The sequence below is a fragment of the Nostoc sp. genome, assembly GCF_036919815.1.
In the GTDB taxonomy this organism is placed as follows: Bacteria; Cyanobacteriota; Cyanobacteriia; order Cyanobacteriales; family Nostocaceae; genus Nostoc.
The window spans coordinates 1-21,132 of the sequence record NZ_JBALCE010000059.1; the positions used below are offsets into that span (position 1 = coordinate 1).

The window sequence follows — 21,132 nt, forward strand, 5'->3', positions numbered from 1 at the left end:
GCATTGGGCATTGGGCATTGGGCATTGGGCATTGGGCATTGGGCATTGGGCATTGGGCATTGGGCATTGGGCATTGGGCATTGGGCATTGGGCATTGGGCATGGGTTATTCCCCTTGTCTCCCTTGTCTCCCTTATCTCCCTCATCCCCCACTCCCTACTCCCCACTCCCCACTCCCTCCTCTCCAGCATGATAAGAACTCCGAACCAGAGGCCCCGAACGGACATGGTTGAATCCCATTTCCCATGCTAAACTGCCGAGTTGCTCAAATTCCTCTGGAGTCCAATATTTTTGGACTGGCAGATGTTCTAAAGATGGGCGCATATACTGCCCAATAGTCAAGCGATCGCACTCCACAGCCCTTAGATCAGCCATTGCTTCAACGATTTCATCAAGTGTTTCTCCGTGTCCCAGCATCAAACCTGATTTGGTGGGAATTGTCGGATCAATTTCTTTGACCATAGCCAGCACCAAGAGCGAGCGATCGTACTTCGCTCCCCGGCGCACTGGCCCAGTTAATCGTTGCACTGTCTCGATATTGTGATTGAAACAAGCTGGTTTGGCTTTGACAATCATGGCTATCCGTTGGCGTTGACCTGACTCTCCAACACCAGCACCACCCCAAAAATCTGGGGTCAGCACTTCAATTTGAGTCTCTCGGTTCAACTGGCGGATAGATGCGATCGTCTTCACAAAGTGCCCTGCACCCTGATCCGGCAAGTCATCACGGGCTACAGAAGTTAGCACTACATAACGCAATCCCAAAAGCTGTACCGCCTGTGCTACCTTTTCGGGTTCCTCTAAATCAAGAGCCATTGGTGCATGACCTTTATCTACTTGACAGAAAGCACAAGAGCGTGTGCAAGTAGGCCCCATTAATAAGAAAGTTGCAGTTTTTTGGGCGTAGCACTCTCCCCGGTTGGGACAGCGCCCTTCTTCGCAAATTGTGTGAATTTGGCGCTGCTTAATAATCCGTTGTACGGTAGAGATTTCACTGGCTTTGCCAATCGGGCGACGTAACCAGCTAGGCATTGCCATAATTTCAGACTTTAGTTCGGCTTGTTGTGACGAAATCATAGACATCCAAGCAAGATACGGATATAGAGTAGTGGTCTGTCAATTAACAAATGATAGATAAGAATAGATGCAGGGAGCGGCAACGCTTTTAATCAAGTCACCATCTCCCTTATGCCCTAGTTCAAGGCTAAAGCCTTAAATATCACCATGACACAAATTGAAAAGAGCGCCAGCAAAAGTTTTGTAAAATACCTCTAGCAATGTCATTTATACCGAAATATACTATCCCCCAATTTAGATAAATTTTGTATATAGTGGGAGAATTCTCAAAGACAATCCGCAAAGTCGCTATTTACACTTAAAGTTTCTGTTAGAGAAAAGAGTCGTGGCAAGCAACAAAATTTTAGTTATCGATGACACTACAGTTGTCAGGGTAAAAGTACGAGAAATGTTGCCTCCGGGCAATTTTGAGGTACTGGAAGCAAAAGACGGTCTGGAAGGACTAAATTTCATCCTTCAGGAAAAACTCAGCCTAATTATGCTGGATTTCCTGTTGCCCAAAATGAGTGGCTGGGAGGTTTTCCAGCAACTTCAAGCCAACCCAGAGTTAAGGAAAATTCCTTTGGTGCTGATGTCTGGTCGCAAGGAAGAAGTGACCGAGAAAATCACAGAACCATTTGAATATTTTGAATTTCTGGGTAAGCCTTTTGATCAGAAGCAACTAATTAGCGCAATTAAGTTAGCTATGACCAAGGCGAAACTGCCACGCCCAGAACTAGTCTCAGTAGGATCAGTGGCTGCTGTCAAAAATAGCACAATTACAATCTCTGGTACTACAAATGCGGCGATGCCTACGGCGGCAAGCAACCCAACTCCTAGTGCGGCAAATGCGGCGATGCCTACGGCGGCAAGCAACGCAACTCCTAGTGCCGGAGGAGCCTCCAACGCCGAAATTAATGCGTTGAACGAGAAAATGGTCAAAATGCAAGCAGAAATTGATGGCTTGAAGAAACAACTAACTCAGGTTGTGACTTTTATTAAACAAAAAATTAAGTAGTATTTGTACTCATTATTATTATCGCAGCCGAAAATACCCCGTCTTTAATAACGGGTGTCCGATTAAAAGCGGGTAAAAATAGTTAGTTCAAAAACACTTATGTTGACAAATCATCGTTAACATCAAAAACAGGAAAAAATAACTAGCACAGCACTGCGTAAATCCAGCTACCATCTCAATTAACCAAATAAGTTGCTCTAAGCCTCTTGTTAAAGGTAGGCAAACTTCTGCCACACTTTACTAGCGATAATCTGCACCTCTATAATTTTTGAATTTTGAATTTCAAATTCCCCATACTTCTACGGTGAAGCAAGCTACGCATAGCGTATTTATAAAAGAAGGGGTTGAACTCAGTTGTTAGTCTAGCAAAGCAGCCCTAGAACCACTAAACGTGCCGTTTTTCTTTGCTCTTAAGCAAAGGAAAACGGCAGGCTTTTTTGTTATTTAGTCTGCTACATACAAAATCTACATCAAAGCTTGATAACTAGTCCACAAATCGAAAGCAGCTCTGTGGTAGCCTGCGGCAAGCCGCTTCTCTACGTTCGCGCAGCGTGTCGCAGACAGACGCACTCGCGTTTGCGTCTACGTTATTCCCTAGACTTGTGTGTAAGTCCTAAGCAAAAATATTTACTAAAAAATTATATTTTAAAATCCAAATTAAACAAAAAAAATCCTATTTTATGATATTAATAGTCTTCACACGGGAATACTAAGCCATAGAAACAAGAATTATGAGCATAGTCCGCAATGTTAGTAGTATTAGATACATTATATACCTTTCCTGGCTATCGCATTACCGAGCAAATCTACTTAGGCAGTAAAACCCTAGTTTATCGGGGCATTCGAGAACAAGACCAAAAATCAGTCGTTCTCAAATTCATGCGGAATGAGTATCCTACGTTCGCGGAAATCGCCCAGTTCCGAAATCAATATATTATCATCAAGAATCTTGATCTTCCTGGCATAGTCAAAACCTATAGCTTAGAAAACTACCGTAACAGCTACATCTTAGTGATGGAAGATTTTGGCGGCATTTCCCTCCAAGACTGGCGACTAGAGGACAACGGGAAGGAGGAAAACTGGCTTTCCCTGAATGAGTTTTTCCCCATTGCTATTAAAATTGCTTCTACCCTTGAAGGACTGCATCGTGAGCGCATCATTCACAAAGACATCAAGCCTGCCAACATCCTAATAAACCCTACCACAGATGAAATAAAACTCATCGACTTTAGTATTGCCACCCTCCTACCAAGAGAAATTCCATTTCTCACAAATCCCAACATCTTAGAAGGCACCCTGGCTTACATTTCCCCAGAACAAACCGGAAGGATGAACCGAGGCATCGACTACCGCACTGATTTTTATTCCCTCGGTGCTACCTTCTTTCAACTCCTCACCGGACAGTTACCCTTCACCACTAAAGATCCGATGGAGTTAGTTTACTCTCACATTGCCAAACAACCGCTAAAAGCCAGCCGGATAAATTCCAATATTCCGCCAATTTTGTCTGACATTATCAGCAAGCTGATGGCAAAAAATGCCGAAGACCGCTATCAGAGTGCTTTGGGGTTAAAGCATGACTTGGAGGTGTGCCAAAGCCAGTGGCAAGAAACAGGAAATATTGCACCCTTTGAACTAGCCGTAAGGGACATCTCAGACCGTTTCGTAATCCCTGAAAAACTCTATGGTCGCCAAAGTGAAGTTGAAACCCTACTCGCTGCTTTTAACCGTGTGACAGAGGGGGCAACAGAAATGATATTAGTCGCGGGTTTCTCTGGCATTGGGAAAACTGCTGTCGTGAATGAAGTCCATAAACCTATTGTGCGGCAGCGTAGTTACTTCATCAAAGGAAAATTTGACCAGTTTCAACGCGACATTCCTTTGTCAGGATTGGTGCAAGCTTTTCGAGATTTAATTGGGCAACTACTCTCAGAAACTGATACCCAAATTCAACAATGGAAAGCCAAAATTCTCTGGGAATTGGGTACACAAACTCAGGTGATTATTGATGTAATTCCTGAACTCGAACAAATTATTGGCAAACAACCTCCGGTTACAGAACTCTCTGGCGCTGCTGCCCAAAATCGGTTTAATTTATTGTTTCAAAAATTCATCCAAATCTTCACGACCAAAGAACATCCCCTAGTTATCTTTGTCGATGACTTGCAATGGGCAGATACGGCATCTTTGAAATTGATTCAATTATTAATGTGTGAAAGCACCTTGTCTTCTCTTTCAGGAGAGACAGAACAGATGCGTGAAAGTAAGGGTGGTTTATTGTTAGTTGGTTCGTATCGAGATAATGAGGTTTCCAAGGCACATCCGCTTTATTTGACACTACAAGAGATTAAAAAAGCAAAAGCAGTCATTAATACGATCACCCTTGCACCCTTAAATCAGGGTGATTTAAATCATCTAATTGCTGATACCCTTCATTGCCCTGAAGTACTTGCTGTTCCTCTCACTCAGATGGTGTTTGCCAAAACTAAAGGCAACCCCTTCTTTTCCGTCCAATTTCTTAAGTCTTTACACGCTGATGGGCTAATTTTATTAAACTTTGATATTGGTCATTGGCAGTATGATATTTCAAAAGTTAAAGAATTAGCTCTCACAAATGATGTGGTAGAATTTATCGGACTGCAAATAGATAAATTGCCAATATCTACCCAAAAAGTTCTGAAACTGGCTGCCTGTATTGGGAATCAATTTGACTTAACAACTCTGGCGATCGTCAATGAAAAATCTATAGTAGATACAGCATCAGACTTATGGCAAGCATTACTTGATGGGCTAGTTTTACCACAGACTGAAAATTACAACATCTTTTCAAAAGATAATACTAATCAAGAGTTAATCATTCATGGAATAGAATCTACACAATTTTCAAGTTCTAATTTTCAGCAACCTAAATATAAATTCGTACATGATCGAGTACAACAAGCTGCTTATTCTTTAATTCCTGAAGAACAGAAAAAGCTAATTCACTTAAAAATTGGGCTACTGTTATTAAACAATATTCCAGTTGCAGAACAGGAAGAAAAGATTTTTGAGCTTGTCAATCAGTTTAATGTTGCAGTGGAATTCATCTCCTCTCAAGCTAAACGAGATGAACTAGCCCAGATGAATCTAATTGCTGGACGTAAAGCTTTAGCATCAACAGGTTATCCATCTGCGGTTAAGTATTCAAGTATTGGCATCCAACTGCTGGCAGATGATAGCTGGGAGACGAAACATCATCTCACTCTGGCTTTATATGAGACTGCGATAGAGGCAGCATATCTAACTGGCAACTTTGAACAGATGGAACAATTAGTAGAGGTGGCGTTGGGACATGAAACACTACTGGAAAAAGTAAAAGTTTATGAAGTCAAAATTCAGGCTTATGGGGCGCAGAATCAAGCACTGGCGGCTGTAAATACCGCCCTAACCTTTTTGAAACTTTTGGGAGTGGAGTTTCCTGAACATCCAAGCCAGTCTGATATTCAGTTAGCAATGACAGAATTAACATCAAATCTCAACGGGAAGCCCATTGAGGACTTAATTAATCTGCCGGAGATGATAGAAGGCCAACCTCTGGCAATAATGCGTATACTATCAACTGCAATCTCTATTACCTATGCAGTTGCTCCTAAACTTTTTCCGCTAATTGTTCTGAAACAAATCGAATTATCGCTCAAATACGGCAATGCTCCCTTATCTGCCTTTGGCTATAGTAATTACGGGTTAATACTTAGCAGTTTAGTAGAAGATATTGAGTCTGGTTATCAATTTGGCAAACTTGCTGCTAATCTAGTGGATAAGCTGAATGCTAAAGATGTTCAAGCTAAAATTACGCTGGGATTCAACACAACTATTCGGCATTGGAAGGAACATAGTAGGGAAGTATTAAAACCTTTACTGGAAGGTTACTATGCTGGACTAGAAATAGGAGATTTAGAATATGCAGCTTATTATCTCCACTCTTATTCCTACTCTTCATATTTTATTGGTAAAGAACTTACAGGGCTAGAACGTGAGATAGCAACTTACAGCAATGTCATCAGACAAATTAACCAAGAAACAGTATTGAACTGGATTACTATCCATCAACAGAGTGTCTTGAACTTGCTAGGAAATGTAGCAAATCCCTGTTATTTAATTGGTGAAGCTTACGACGAAGAAAAAATGCTGCCGCTTTACCTTGATGCCAATGATGTCATGGGAATTTTCTATTTATATGTAAGTAAATTACATCTTTGTTACCTATTTGAGGAATATCCTTCAGCCTTGGAAAATGCTAATTTAGCAGAAAAGTATTTACAAGGTGGAATAGGACAGCAAGTGACTCCTCGTTTCTATTTGTATGATTCACTAGCACGACTGGCTGTATACTCTGATGCATCTGATTCTGAGCAAAAGTGCATTCTGAATAAGGTTCAAGCGAATCAGCAAAAAATGGAGCATTGGGCACATCATGCTCCGATGAATTATTTACACAAATATTATCTTATAGAGGCTGAACAGTATCGGATTTGTGGTCAATATCTTGAAGCAATCGAATCGTATGATCGCGCTATCTCCCTCGCCAAAGAACATGAGTATATTAATGAAGAAGCCCTCGCTCAAGAACTTACCGCCAAATTCTATCTAAAATGGGGTAAACATAAGATTGCTCAAATCTACCTAACAGATGCTTACTATAGCTATATTCGCTGGGGAGCGTTAGCCAAAGTTGATGATTTGGCAAAACGCTATCCTCAATTGCTCGCTCCTATATTCCAGCAAGAAAAACTGAGTATCCATTCCAGCCAGGAAAGCACTACTTTCAATAACACATCTATATCATCTTTATCTACCTTGAGTAATCAACAAACTGTTATTGGCTCGAAGACAAGTATTTCTGATTCTCTGGATTTAGCCGCATTCATTAAAGCATCTCAAGCACTATCTGGCGAAATCGAGCTTGAACGACTACTTTCTACTTTAATGAAAGTTGTGATGGAGAATGCAGGAGCTTCTAAATGCGCTTTGATTTTAAGCGAAGGTGATAACTTAGCATTAACTGTCACTGCTATTTGTTCAAATTCAAATTTTGAGCATACCCACACTGAGTTTCCATCAACTTCCCTAGAGTCAAGCTCCGATGTTCCCATTACTTTGATTAACTACGTTAAACGCTCCAGAGAAATTTTGGTTATTGATGATGCAATGGCTGTTTCTTTTCTAGCAGGTGATAGCTATATTATCAGTGAAGAACCCAAAAGTTTGTTGTCTACACCTATTATTAATCAAGGTAAATTGATTGGGATTCTCTACCTAGAAAATTATCTGACGACGGGAGCATTTACACGCGATCGCGTAGAAGTCCTCAAACTCCTCACCACTCAAGCAGCAATATCCCTAGAGAATGCTATCCTCTACAAAAATTTAGCACAAGCTAAAGAAAGCTTGGAGGAATACAACCATACCCTAGAGGAAAAAGTCCAGAAAAGAACGCAGGAACTTAACGACAAAAATCACTGTTTACAACAAGCTCTAGAGGAATTGCAACGTACCCAAATGCAATTGATCCAAAGTGAAAAAATGTCTTCCTTGGGAGAAATGGTGGCGGGAATTGCACATGAAATAAATAACCCGATTAACTTTATTCATGGCAATATTAATCATGCTACTGAGTATGTCCAAGACTTGCTAGATTTGGTAGTCGTTTATCAGCAGGAATATCCGCGTCCTTCGCATTTAATTGACAAGAAAGCTGAGGAGATTGACCTAGATTTTCTAATAGAAGACTTGCCAAAGATTCTAGATTCAATGAAAGTGGGGAGTTTGCGTATCCGAAATATTGTTTTGGGGTTACGCAACTTTTCTCGCCTAGATGAATCCGAGATGAAGCCTGTAGATGTTCATGAGGGAATAGACAATACTTTAATGATTTTACAACACCGAATTAAAGAAAAGAGCAGTTTTCTGCAAATTGAAGTCATCAAAGAATACGGGAAATTACCGGAAGTTATTTGTTACCCTGGTCAACTAAATCAGGTGTTTATGAATATCCTGAGTAATGCGATCGATGCTTTAGAAGAGTCCTTTGTCATTGGTGATCCATCATTGGTAAATGACAAAGAACAAATAATAAAGGACATAGACGTGTCAGAGGCTTCTCATCGGGTAGGACAAATTCACATCTTTACTGAACTAACAGATTCTAATACGGCGATAATTCGGATTGCCGATAACGGTTCTGGTATGACAAAAGCGGTGCAGCAGAAAATCTTTGACCCATTTTTTACCACCAAGTCGGTAGGAACTGGCACGGGGTTGGGGTTGTCGATTAGCTATCAGATTATTGTGGACAAACACAAGGGTAGTTTAACCTGTGATTCCACATTAGGAAAGGGGACTGAGTTGGTGATTGAGATCCCGATGCAACAGTCAGATATTTAGACTAATAATAATATCATTTCACACAAACTCTGATACATATAGATTTCTCGTAGGGGCACAGTAATGCTCATTGGTGTCAACTTAAGCGGTTAGAAACCGCGTCTACACGAGGCTTTACCCACACTTCGACCCTTCTCTACGAGACGCTCGCTGCGCGTAGCTTGCTTCCACGTTCGCGGAGCGTCTCGTAGAGAAGTGGTACGACAAAGCTCAGGGCAACGCAAGCTCAGTGACCACCTCCGTGGGTTAAGAATCCTTGATTTTGTATTAGTCCACGGAGGTGGACTTTGTTTGTGTAGCCGCGAATTCCATTCGCCAAGGGTTGAGTTGACACGCATAAGTAATGCTGTGCCCCTAACAACGTATTTGTATCATTATTATGAAACGGTATAATACTTCTTTGTAAAATACGAAGTTGGGTTAAGTAGAGCGAAACCTGACATTTGGAAGTTTGTCGAGTTTTGCTCCGTTCTACCCAACCTACAATTCTAAAAACCCAGTTTGTCACAAAAACTGGGTGATTTCTAAGACTGATCAAAATAACTCTGACAAGCTACTAGGATACGGATGTAGTTGTCATATTAACTAAAGACTTTTGACGCGCACGCCGTCCTGTAATTACCATCTTGATTCCAGTGGAAGGCGAAAGGTTAAAACCTCGACGCTGAGGTTTCTCTGGCTGCTGATCAACTAGTGCCAAGTCATAGCGTGATAAAACGGTTGCGAATACTAGCTTTATTTCAAATTGAGCCAAAGCTTGGCCAATACAACGACGGACACCACCGCCAAAGGGCAGGAATTCATAGGGAGAAAATTGACGTTCAATAAAGCGTTCTGGTTTAAATTCCTTAGGCTGGGGATATAAATCCTCTCGGTGATGAGTGAGATAAATACTGGGAAGCAGTACCGTTCCTGGCTCTAAAGGATGTCCCAATAATTCAACGGATTCTTGCACTACCCTGGGAAATGAAAACATTGTAACGGGGTAAATTCGCAAGGTCTCATTACAGACAGCTGTGAGATATGGCAGTTGGTAAATGCTCATCGGATCTGGGGAATCACCCAGAGTGTCTAGTTCTTGGAGCAGTTTTTCCCGCACTAGAGGCTTTTGGTGAATCCAGTAAAATCCCCAAGACATTGCTGATGCCGTAGTATCATAACCGGCAAGTATTAGGGTTATTAACTGATCGTGCAACTCCTGATCCGTCATCGGTTGGCCCGCTTCATCCCGAGATGATATCAGCAAAGAAAGAATATCGATGCGTTCTGGATCAGGTTTTTGCTGACACTCGGCAATTTCAGTGTAGAGGAATTGATCAATTTGCTCTCGATCGCGCAGGAACTTCCCCCAAGGACTCCAAGCTCCTAAATCCTGTTGCAAGAATGGGAAAAAGAATAAACTAGAAGTCAAAGGTGACTCAAAAAGGTTTAACAGTAACGGTAATAGTTGTCTAAGTTTTTGAATTTTTTCTTCCTCATACAAGCCAAAGATAGCCTGTGAAATGACTTGCAGAGATACCTCCTCTGTTAGATTACGAGCGAAAAAGGGCTTGTTTAATGGTAACTGACTAAAGAGTTTTTCAGACGCATTACAGATTAGCTGACCATAGGCTTGCATCCGCTCTCCATGAAAAGAGGGTATCACCAGTTGTCGTTGGCGTTTGTGGGCATTGCCCTCCAGGAGCAGGACTGAATAATTACCCAAAAGCGGCTGCAAAATTTCGTTGAGTTTGCCGACGGCTGTAAACTTTTTTCTATCATTAGTTAAAATTTCCTCGATTGCTTGGGGATGGTTTACAAACACTACTGTGTCACCAAAACCGATGATATTACCAGTAAAAATATCAGGATATTGCTGGGCTGCATTTTCCATATAGCCTATAGGGTCACTAACCCACTGAAGCTTTTGTAGTAAAGAGGGGGTTTTGAGAAGATTAGGTAGTTGCATCTAATTTTTTACTTTTAAATTGTGGTGGGCTAATCTGATAATCATTAATTCTTGCTATCTAAATTACTTAATGTCATAGATTCAAAATTCATTGCGTACAACTTGAATACATCTTAGGTTAGTATTCCACGTTCACTGCTGAAGTAACTTTGGCTTATAGATAAACCGCATCTACCTTGAAAAACCTAGTTTTTTGGAATTAGCGTAAAGCTCAGAACTCAAGCCCCGACCAAATAACATACTTTCCTGAAAATTCGGCATTGCATAATGGACGGGGTTTAAATCTAGAGTATGATTTGATTATTTGAATTATTTTAGCTCCAGCCTTTCTGAATTCTGATAGCGAGAAGAGTGGGAATACCAATCGAGATTACCACGAATCCAACTATGCATACTTGATATATATTTTGCGACATCAACATCTAATTCTTCTCCAAAAGATGGGAGAAATGATTCTAAGGTCAATAAGGAACGTACTTCTTGATCGTGGAGATCTGTGACTTGTTTTGTTGCTTCTTCTAGAGAAATTTGCTTGTGATAATGTAAGACAAATATTAAATTGTGAACATCACCACTAGCTATTTCTCTGGATGCGGAGAAGATATCATTAGACCACGCAATAATGTCAGTTGTAATTAATTCCAGTTTTTTCACAAGATAGTGATTTCTTAAAACATCGGGAATCATGAACTGATTACAAAATTCAGCTAATGCGAGAACAGCATAGACACCTACACTTGACCTACGTATCATAATATAAGTGTCTACATCAGGTACAATTCCCTTGGCGCGGTTGGTTGCTTCCTGAACGCACCCACAGAAGTAGTCTTCCAAGTAGCTGATGAAGTACTTAAACCATTTTATGCTAGCTCTTTGAAGAGTTCGTTGTCGTAAGTCAGCTAATGCATGACTGAACAGTGTATCCTGGCTTGTAAGTACTGCACCGTTCAATATTTCTAAAAATCTTTGGTGACAAACCTTTATTATTTCAGGTTGCTTTTTTAACTCTGATAGATCACATTGATCATCCCAAATAAACACCCAACTTAGCCAGTCATGTGCAATCTTCAGTTCCTCAAGATTGCTGTAAGGATAGGCAGATGCAGCTAATAAAAAAAATTTTGACTTGCAAAAATCCTTATAAGTTGATTCATTTGCCAGTAAGTTAAAACGAGTTACCCATTCCAAAGCATATTCTTCTAGAACATTAATATGCTTATTTATCTGGGATGGAAATGGACAGTATAAATTAGGGGAAAGTAATTGTTGCATAAAAAATGTATTAGTTTCAAGTACCACAAAAAATTAATTACAGTAGAACAAAGACAATAGATTTTTTAAGAGTCTTTGACAAAAGTTTTTGAAAAATTCACAATAATACCATATTTTCTGAATTGTGTGTAAATAGGATTTACACCACTATCAGTAGTATGTAAACGTATATGAGTATTTTCAAATCTATCTAACTATTGTTCAATATTTTTTAATAAAAGAATAACCGTAATTATGTTGAATTATGTGTTTTTAATAAAAATAGCTACCTCTGTGTATGTTCATCATAAATGCTGTTGACGAACTGAAAAATTTAAATTACGGTATCAACAAGATTGTTCTAGTTAGCGCTAATTTTATAAAAAGACAAGGGTAATAATGACTAATTTCAGAGCGATCGCCTTCAGAAAGAGGATGTTAAACTTTAGTGAAAGTGAAGATTGGTGGTTAATTTCCATCCTGTAGCCATCGCACTCGTGGTTATAGAGGGCAATTTATTGTGAGAATGTTGCTGTTGTCAGAGTTTTTGGGAACTATAGGATTGTCAGACTAGAAATAAAGTCAGTCAGTCTACCAATAAAATAGAGGTGACTTAACTGCGATCGCAAGGCAATAGTCAACAACTAACAAGGAGTAAAATTAATTTAAATACATGAATTACAAGCCAGATATAAAAATGCTTTATATACCCGAAGATAGTTTAATTTTAGTAGTGGATGATACTAATACAAATTTAGAGTTTGTCTTTGAGGTATTAACTAATGTCGGCTTTGAAGTTATTACCGAAAATGATGGACAAAGGGCAGTTAAGCAGGCTGAATCTAGACTACCTGATTTGATTTTGCTAGATGTAATGATGCCGGGAATAGATGGATTTGAAACCTGTAAAAGGCTAAAAGAAAATTCAGCTACTTGTGATATTCCCGTAATTTTTATGACAGCAAATTCTGATCCGGTTAGTAAAGTAAAAGGCCTAAGTATAGGTGCGGTTGATTATATCACTAAACCCGTTCATGAAGAAGAATTATTAGCTAGAATTAAAACCCATCTTCAATTACGAAATCTCACAAAAACTCTAGAAAAACGAGTTGCAGAAAGGACAGCAGCCTTGTCGAGGGCATTAAAAGACCTACAAGAGTCTCAACTTCAGCTTGTACAGACAGAAAAAATGTCTGCCCTTGGTCAATTAGTAGCAGGAGTTGCTCATGAAATTAATAATCCTGTTGGTTTCATTCATGGCAATCTCGGACACGCTTCAGTATATTTCCAAGACATGATTAAGCTGATTGATCTCTATCAGCAGCACTATCCTAATCCGGTTCCAGAAATTCAAGAGCAAATTGCAGCGATAGATTTGAAGTATATGCTTTCCGATCTACCTAACTTAATTTCCTCAATGCAAGAGGGCGTTCAGCGCATTCGCAACATTAGTACCAGTCTGAGAACCTTTTCTCGATCAGATAGCGATCGCAAAGTTTATTGCAACATTCATGATGGCATTGATAGCACAATCATGATCCTCAAACACCGCTTAAAAGCATCCGAGCATCGACCCGATATTCAAGTAATTAGAGATTACGATAATTTGCCAGAATTAGAATGCTTTATTGGACAACTAAATCAGGTATTTATGAATTTGTTAGCTAATGCGATTGATGCTTTAGAGGAGTCTAATGCCGGACGCACCTATACTGAAATTGAAGCAAATCCCAATCAAGTTTTGATTCAAACTACTCTTACTAAAGATAAAAATCATATCTTGATTCGGATTAAAGATAATGGCGTGGGAATGTCTCTTGATATCCAGCAAAAAATCTTTGACTATTTATTCACCACCAAGGCTGTGGGTCAAGGCACAGGATTAGGATTATCAATTACCCATCAAATTGTTGTCGAAAAACATGGAGGAACTCTGGAGGTAAATTCAGCACTAGGACAAGGTTCAGAGTTTATTATCAAGCTTCCCATTTAAGAATCATAGCAAGTCGTGTTCATCAACATAACAAAAAGTTCTCTTTAACCTTCATGAAGGTATTAACAATACTCTGCTCATTCTCAAGCACCGCTTGAAAGCTAATAAGATTCGTCCTGTTATTGAAGTAGTTAAAGATTACGGCTAATTTCGTCTAGTAGAATGCTTTCCAGGACAACTTAATCAGGTATTTATGAATCTATTGGCAAATGCCATTGATGCTTTAGACGAGTCTAACTCTGGACTAAGTTTTGATGAAATTAAGGCAAATGCTAATCAAATTACAATTCATACTGCCCTAATTGAAGATACAAATCACGCATTGATTCAGATTCAAGATAATGGTGTGGGAATATCGGCTGATGTTCAGCAAAAAATGTTTGGGCATTTATTCACAACCAAACCTGTGGGAAAAGGAACAGGATTAGGATTATCAATTGCCTATCAAATAATTGTCCAAAAACATCGAGGAACCCTAAAAGTAAATTCTGTGTTAAGAGAAGGTTCTAACTTTATAATTACCATTCCAATTTCTTGAGGTGGCAAATATCCAAATTATTCAAATTAATATTATGAAAAATAAGTAAGTGGGCGTGAATAATTAAAGGTTTGTAGTTAGGGCTAATTTAATTAATTTTACGGGAACGTAAGCTAAAAGAGACTTTGCCAAATTGGGGACTGTCGCAACGACAAAATTCAGAATTTGTGATGACTGATACCATTCATGAGAAACAAAAGCAAGCATCAAATTCTGTGAAGAAAGAGAGTAAGCAGTTACTTTAGAGTGATTTTGGGTTTAAATTTGATTTTAAGTTAAAAGATATTACAAACGCCTGTCTGCTTATTAGCAAACAGGCGTGTCTTCGAGTATAAAGTTTGGTTGAGACTCGGATTATTAAATCTTCGCAGTAGAATCAACTGAGGGTTGAGACTGACTAACCGAATCTAACTTTGGCAAAAGCAGTAGATTTTGTGCTTTTACATCACTGTTGAGTGTGGCTTGCAAAATGGGGGTATTGGAGATGGAATTGTTCGCCAATGTAAACAGTGGATTTGACAAAACCCCTGCTATGGTAGTGGCAATTAATGTTACCACCAACCCGACCTGTAAAGGTCTCAGCCCAGGCAAATCCCAACGCACTTGAGGATAATTCTTTACCGCGTCGGACATTTCATGGGGTTCTTTGACTACCATCATCTTAACTACGCGAATGTAGTAGTAGATGGAGACGACGCTGGTAACTAAGCCCAGCAAGACTAACCAATAAAGTCCTGCTTGCCAACCAGCCCAGAATAAGTAAATCTTGCCGAAAAACCCAGCAAATGGTGGAATTCCACCCAAGGAAAGCAGGGAAATACTCAATCCTAGTGTTAGGAGTGGGTCTTTTTGATATAAGCCAGAGTATTCCGAAATCTGGTCGGTTCCCGTCCGCAGTGAGAACAGAATGATGCAGGTAAAACCGCACAGATTCATGAACAGGTAAACCATTAGATAAAATATCATACTGGCATACCCTGCCTGTGTACTAGCAATCAAGCCAATCATCACAAAGCCAGCTTGGGCAATGGATGAATAAGCTAGCATCCGTTTCATGCTGGTTTGGGCTAGGGCGACTACGTTACCCAAGATCATGCTGAGAACGGCCAGAGCAGTGAAGACAAATCTCCACTCGTCAGCAACAAGGGGGAAGGCTGTTGTCAGTAAGCGGATGGCTAGGGCAAACCCAGCTGCTTTGGAACCGACAGATAAAAAGGCGATTACTGGGGTGGGAGCGCCTTCGTAAACGTCTGGTGTCCACTGATGGAAGGGTGCAGCAGAGATTTTGAACCCAATACCGGCGATCGCAAAAACCAGGGCAATCACTAAACCTAAAGATTGTCCGACTTTAGCTGTGGCAATGCCATTAGCGATCGCACTTAATTCAGTTTGTCCTCCAGATAATCCATACAGCAGTGATACACCGTACAAAAATATTGCCGTGCTGGAAGCTCCAATTAACAAGTATTTCAGCGATGCTTCGTTGGAGCGTGGGTCACGCTTGGTATAACCTGTCAACAGGTAAGAGGATATACTCAGGGTTTCTAGGGAGATGAAAATCATCACCAACTCACTAGCCCCGGATAAAAACATTCCTCCTAAAGTAGCACTCAGCAAAATAGCGATGAATTCGGCTAAAGGGGTGCCACTCTGCTCAACGTAGCGAATTGACATCAGTATAGTGGCGATCGCAGATAAGGCAATAATCCCGCGAAAGACGATACTCAGGTCGTCACCGTTAAAGCTACCGGTAAAAGCGATGGGATTAGGAGAGTCCCATTGAAAATATAGGGCGACAATCGAAGCAAATAAACCTGCGATCGCTAGATATCCAATCCAGCGTGCGGATGTACGCCCCAAAATCAAATCAACAATCAAAACCCCCAAGAGGGTGAGAATAACAATCCCCTCTGGCAAAATCGTTCCAGCGTTTAACTGGGATGCAATATTAGCAAAATCCATGAGATGTATAGGTTTTGGCGATTAGACATTAAGGCTAACTCTGTTCACTCTAGCAAGTTTTCTAATTCCGGGACTAGCTTTTTGAACAAGAGCTTAACAGCTTGGGTATAGATGGCGATCGCCAAAAAGCCAGGGCAAAGGTCATTCGCGGCTACGCAAACTTTCGTCCGCCTCCGCGGACTAAGAAAAAATTAAGCTTTTTTTACCCAGGTCGGTGGGTAAAGCCTCGTGTAGACGAGGTTTCTAACCGCCCTTTTAGGAACATGGATTAAATAAAATGCAAAACTTCATCCTATCTCTAGCTTCCCTCTCCTTATAAAGGAGAGGGATTGAGGGTGAGGTAAGCCAGAGACATAAATTGTAAGTAATCGGACAGAAATATTTACACATTAGTTCTTACCCTGGATAAGGGTTTCAGGTCAAAATTTGTGTAATTAATTTTGTCTTACTACTTATGTTATTTAATTCTTATCCCTTAACTTTTATGTAACAGTCTTTAATTACGAATTACGGATTACGAATTATTTTAACTTTGCCCAAATCCTTGACCCCGTAAAACCTTTGACCATACAACTAATTCGCCCTGATCGCCGCCTGCGGCCAGTAACTTGCCTTGGGGATGCCAAGCTAGGCTAGAAAATCCTCCTGAGACACCTGTGATAATTTGGGATACTTCCTTGGCTTTGTTCCACAAACATAACCAGCCATCAGCAGCAGCAGAAGCCAGAAGGAAGCTTTTGGGTGCAAAGGCGATCGCATTGATCACACCCACATGATTAGTTAAAACTCGCGCTTCCCAACCTAAAGAATCATCCTCTAGCTTTTCCCACACCACAATACCTTCAACGCTAGAAGATGCCAGTATTGGCGCACCTACTTTGGTAATAGCTTCTGACCATGCCAATTGGCGAATTTTACCAGGGAAACCACGCATCACCCAAGGATCGGGGTTGTTCCATTCTAAAACGGTGACACTGCGATCCATGTTGCCAGACGCCAGGAATTTGCCATCGGGCGACCAAGCCATGGCTAAACTGACAGTAGTCATATCTAAGATGTATGGGTCTTCATCCCAATTTTGACTATACCAAATCTTGACTCCCTTATAACCACTAATAGCTAAATACTGTCCATCAATGCGCCAATCTATGCCCAATACTGAAGAGTTGTCGAAATTCAGTGTCACGACAATTTCATGAGAATCTGCATCCCAGACTTGGACGTAACGCCCCAAGCTAAAAGCCAGTTGGTTACTAGTGTAATTCCAAGCTAGCTTATCAACCCATGCGGGAGCATTTGACAAAATGGCGATTAATTGAGTGTCGCGCCAAATTTTAACTTGTCCATCTTGTCCGCCAACGGCTAAAAATTTCCCATCTGGCGAAAAGGCAACACAGTCTACTGATTTACCGTTACCAGTTTGCAAAGTTGTGAGTTCGCCATTATTCCACAGAACTACTTCACCGGCGGCGGAAGTTGCTGCTAAAGTTTTACCTTGTGGCGACCAAGCGATCGCAGTTACATAATCTGAAAGTGTCCCCGAATAGTGTTGTTCAAATTCCTTAGATTTGCTGGTTGTGGAGTTCATATTTGTAAAGAGGGCATTGGGCATTGAGCATTGGGGATTGGGAAGAAAGTTATTTTCCCTCTGCCCCTCTGCTCAGGAACAGCTTGTTTTATGCTAAACAGGCGAGAAAATCTTGCTTGAGTTGGGCTGCATCAAGGTTGCGACCGATGAATACCAGTTCGTTTTTGGGGGTTTCGCTTGGTTTCCAGGGGCGATCGGGTTTGCCATCAAATATCATGTGTACTCCTTGGAATACAAATCGATTTTCTTCTCCAGCAATATTTAAAATGCCTTTCATCCGAAAGATATCTGGCCCTTGGGTACGTAGTAACTCGGAAATCCAAGTGTTTAATTTTTCTCCATCGATTGCACCTGCTTCTACTAAAGCCACAGAAAAGACAGTTTCATCATGTACGTGGGCATCTTCGCCTAAGAAATTTGGATCAATTTCTAATGCGCGGTCTAAATCAAAGGCTTTTACACCTAATAAAGCATCTATTCCTAGTTCAGAATTCTGGGTACGGTAGATTTTTGCGATCGCATTCATCGCCCGAATCCGTTTTTCTAATTCATCCAACTCTTCTGGCGCTACTAAATCTGTTTTATTAAGTAAAATTACATCGGCAAAGGCAATCTGTTCTTGGGCTTCATCTGCATCCCAATGCTGCCAAATATGCTTGGCATCTACAACTGTTACCACAGCATCTAGAGACAGTTGACTTTGCAAATCTTCATCAACAAAAAATGTCTGAATCACTGGTGCAGGATCGGCTAATCCAGTTGTTTCAATTACTATATGGTCAAATTTATCGCGCCGCTTCATCAAATTCCCAATGATCCGAATTAAATCGCCGCGCACTGTACAACAGATACAGCCATTGTTCATCTCAAATATTTCTTCATCTGCATCGATAATTAATTGATTATCAATACCCACTTCCCCAAATTCATTGACAATCACAGCAACTTTTTTGCCGTGTTCATAGGTGAGGATGTGATTGAGTAGAGTCGTTTTACCTGCTCCCAAATAGCCTGTAAGAACAGTAACGGGAACTAAATTGTTAATTACATCAGCCACCATACTCTAAATGCCTCTTGTCTCACCTTTTGGATAATCATTATCGCCTATGATAAATCTTTTTATATTTTTGTGCGCACTTGCTACTATTTTGGGTTTCAGCAAAATAATTACATAATTTAATAACTAAACATTTTATTTTTATGCATCTGTAATAAGTAATAGATATTTGCAGGTTGGCATAGCTGGTAGGAATATTGCATATAAGATAAGCTGACTTACCCTGCGACTTCCCACAGGTTAGTACCTTGACAATACCACTGAGGCAATAATAATCATTATTGTATAGAAAAATACAGTTAATTCAACAAAAGTCTTATTTTGAGTCTGTTTTCCAGAGCGATCGCAAAAATTTTTGTTCTACTGAAAGTCACAACAACAAAGGGAACAAGCCGCGCGATCGCGTATGTAATGAAATATATCGAGGAAAAGTAAACAATGTTTAAACGTAGTCTCTGTAGCATTGGTTTAGCAGCAACCATAGTCATGGGAGGTAGTTATACTTCATATGGTCAAACCCGCCAGTTTCGTGAGATGGAGAAAAGAACACAACAAGGCGTAGAAAATAACCCGGCTATACAGCAAGGAATAAGGAACGGATCGGAACAGTTTAAAAATTGGAGTCAAGGTGTTGGTTCGTTGTTGGGGGGGGCTGGAATTTTAGGGCTGGAATTTTATGTTTGGGAACTAACTGTACAGGTTCGCCAGCTAATGCGAATAACACTCGTCAAGATAATGGGTCACTAGAAACGCAACCTACACAAAATCTAGGTTCCTCTATAACACTCAATGTAATCCTAACTTATTAAATTAGATATTGAAAATTCGCATTTATCACAGAAGGTATCACTAGCAGACAACGCTCTTGAGTTAATTAAACTACAGAAACAAAAAGTGGGTGGTCTTCCTGATTTATATAAACTTTTAATGGGTTATACCAATCTAGAAAATCTACTAACAAGCAAAGAATGGAAAAAAGCTGATTATCAAAACATACACATAATGCGTGAGGTTTTAAGTCTAAGCTCAAATGAATACATGAGTTCACAAGACTTGGAGCGGTTTCCCTGTAATGACCTCTGCATGATTAACGACCTGTGGATGAAACATAGCGACAATAAATATGGCTTCAGTGTTCAGAAAGAAATTTATGAACGGGTTTGCGGTGAAAAAAAAATTTTTGACTCCGAAGCATGGTGTAAATTTGGCAAGCAAGTGGGTTGGTATAAGAAAGGAGAATGGATGGATGATAATAATTACAAGAATGGCTGGAAAGATGCGCCTAAAGGTTATTTCCCTCTGGATGGAAGCGTCAGTGGAGAGGATTGGAAAACAGATTCCAAAGAATACTTTTGTGATTTCATATCATACTACGGTAAATGCAAATGTGAAGAGAACAAAAAATCTTGAACTGCTTCTAAAACAACTGCTGGGTATTCTTCATGCAGTCCCAGAGAACCAGGAATGACAACACTTTTCACTCCTGGTAAGGCTACCAAAGCGTTCATTTCTTCTCGTGATTTGGGGGGGCTGGATTCCCCAATCACTACCATGAGCGGTATAGTTAAAGACTGCACAAGTTCCAGAAAATCAGATTGTTCGTGTACAGCATCGAGATTACCAGTTACAAAGGCAGCAGATGCAAATCGCGCTCCTGGTTGTTGAGTCGTGCGCCACTTCTTCTCAATGAAACTGGGTGTAATTTTAGCTGCGTCAGTAAAGACATGACGGCGGTACATAAAACTTAAAAAAGATTGGGTAGTGTTGAGTTTGTAGAGAGCTTGACCAAGTATAGGCGATCGCACTAATTCTCTCACAATGCCAGCTATTTGCTGACTTGCCCCCATTGTCGGCAAAGGTCCACGCCAAGTAGGAGCTAACAATATAATCCGTGAGAAAGCAGCCTGATGTTTCACAGCTAGTTGTAAAACGTAACTAGCAGCATGGCCAGCCGCGATCACAGTAATGGGAGTATTAAAAATAGCTTTGACAAAATTTTCCAGAAATTGCTGATATATTTCCGGTCGATAATTCAAACTAGGGCGAGAAGATTCTCCAAATCCAGGCCAGTCTATGGCTACAACTTGAAAATGCGGAGCTAGTAATCTCGCAAGTTCGCTCATTTCCAAGCGCGTCGAAACAGTGCTGAAAGATGGTAGTAGCAATAGCGGTGAACCTTTACCAAGGGTTTCATAAACAACGCGCAATTGCTGATTTTCCCAATTCCAGAGATATTCTTGAACTACTCCACCAAAGCCAATAGCAGCAGAGGTAGATAATAAATTTGTTGACATAAGAC

Annotated in this window: 12 protein-coding genes and 1 pseudogene; 6 read left to right on the plus strand and 7 right to left on the minus strand. The window is 40.4% G+C overall.

The window, feature by feature from the left end:
- Positions 1-155: 155 nt before the first annotated feature.
- Positions 156-1,076: a lipoyl synthase gene (lipA, locus tag V7K15_RS14350; RefSeq protein ID WP_334906157.1), complete on the minus strand. Its 921-nt coding sequence runs from the start codon at positions 1,074-1,076 to the stop codon at positions 156-158.
- A 325-nt stretch (positions 1,077-1,401) separates the two neighbouring features.
- On the opposite strand from lipA, the gene V7K15_RS14355 reads away from it, so the two are divergent.
- Complete coding sequence (locus V7K15_RS14355) at positions 1,402-2,073, plus strand: response regulator (protein ID WP_334906158.1); 672 nt, start codon at positions 1,402-1,404, stop codon at positions 2,071-2,073.
- A gap of 747 nt (positions 2,074-2,820) precedes the next feature.
- Positions 2,821-8,496 (plus strand): ATP-binding sensor histidine kinase, encoded by a 5,676-nt coding sequence (locus V7K15_RS14360; RefSeq protein ID WP_334906159.1) that lies wholly within the window; start codon positions 2,821-2,823, stop codon positions 8,494-8,496.
- Positions 8,497-9,052: 556 nt separating this feature from the next.
- Here the strand turns inward: V7K15_RS14360 and V7K15_RS14365 are convergent.
- The gene (locus V7K15_RS14365; RefSeq protein ID WP_334906160.1) at positions 9,053-10,444 is read right to left on the minus strand and encodes a cytochrome P450; all 1,392 of its coding nucleotides are present in this window, start codon (positions 10,442-10,444) and stop codon (positions 9,053-9,055) included.
- Between the two features lie 309 nt (positions 10,445-10,753).
- Positions 10,754-11,716, minus strand: a complete 963-nt coding sequence (locus tag V7K15_RS14370) for a terpene synthase family protein (RefSeq protein WP_334906250.1) — start codon at positions 11,714-11,716, stop codon at positions 10,754-10,756.
- Between the two features lie 652 nt (positions 11,717-12,368).
- Between V7K15_RS14370 and V7K15_RS14375 the strand changes: the two genes are divergently transcribed.
- Both V7K15_RS14375 and V7K15_RS14380 read left to right on the plus strand, forming a co-directional pair.
- Positions 12,369-13,688 (plus strand): hybrid sensor histidine kinase/response regulator, encoded by a 1,320-nt coding sequence (locus V7K15_RS14375; RefSeq protein WP_334906161.1) that lies wholly within the window; start codon positions 12,369-12,371, stop codon positions 13,686-13,688.
- A gap of 34 nt (positions 13,689-13,722) precedes the next feature.
- Positions 13,723-14,226, plus strand: a pseudogene (locus V7K15_RS14380) (sensor histidine kinase); the annotation flags it as partial.
- 357 nt (positions 14,227-14,583) lie between these two features.
- Here the strand turns inward: V7K15_RS14380 and V7K15_RS14385 are convergent.
- The 3 genes from V7K15_RS14385 to V7K15_RS14395 form a co-directional block, all read right to left on the minus strand.
- Positions 14,584-16,188, minus strand: coding sequence for an NAD(P)H-quinone oxidoreductase subunit N (locus tag V7K15_RS14385; protein WP_334906162.1), 1,605 nt, complete (start codon positions 16,186-16,188; stop codon positions 14,584-14,586).
- A 526-nt stretch (positions 16,189-16,714) separates the two neighbouring features.
- Complete coding sequence (locus V7K15_RS14390) at positions 16,715-17,776, minus strand: WD40 repeat domain-containing protein (RefSeq protein ID WP_334906163.1); 1,062 nt, start codon at positions 17,774-17,776, stop codon at positions 16,715-16,717.
- An 88-nt stretch (positions 17,777-17,864) separates the two neighbouring features.
- Positions 17,865-18,836, minus strand: a complete 972-nt coding sequence (locus V7K15_RS14395) for a CobW family GTP-binding protein (RefSeq protein ID WP_334906164.1) — start codon at positions 18,834-18,836, stop codon at positions 17,865-17,867.
- Positions 18,837-19,271: 435 nt separating this feature from the next.
- Here V7K15_RS14395 and V7K15_RS14400 point away from each other — a divergent pair, with 435 nt between their 5' ends.
- Together V7K15_RS14400 and V7K15_RS14405 are read left to right on the plus strand one after the other, a co-directional pair.
- Positions 19,272-19,580, plus strand: coding sequence for a hypothetical protein (locus tag V7K15_RS14400; protein WP_334906165.1), 309 nt, complete (start codon positions 19,272-19,274; stop codon positions 19,578-19,580).
- Between the two features lie 147 nt (positions 19,581-19,727).
- Positions 19,728-20,243, plus strand: a complete 516-nt coding sequence (locus V7K15_RS14405; RefSeq protein ID WP_334906166.1) for a GUN4 domain-containing protein — start codon at positions 19,728-19,730, stop codon at positions 20,241-20,243.
- Here V7K15_RS14405 and V7K15_RS14410 read toward each other — a convergent pair.
- Positions 20,204-21,127 (minus strand): alpha/beta fold hydrolase, encoded by a 924-nt coding sequence (locus V7K15_RS14410; RefSeq protein WP_334906167.1) that lies wholly within the window; start codon positions 21,125-21,127, stop codon positions 20,204-20,206. The genes V7K15_RS14405 and V7K15_RS14410 overlap by 40 nt on opposite strands.
- Positions 21,128-21,132 lie beyond the last annotated feature (5 nt).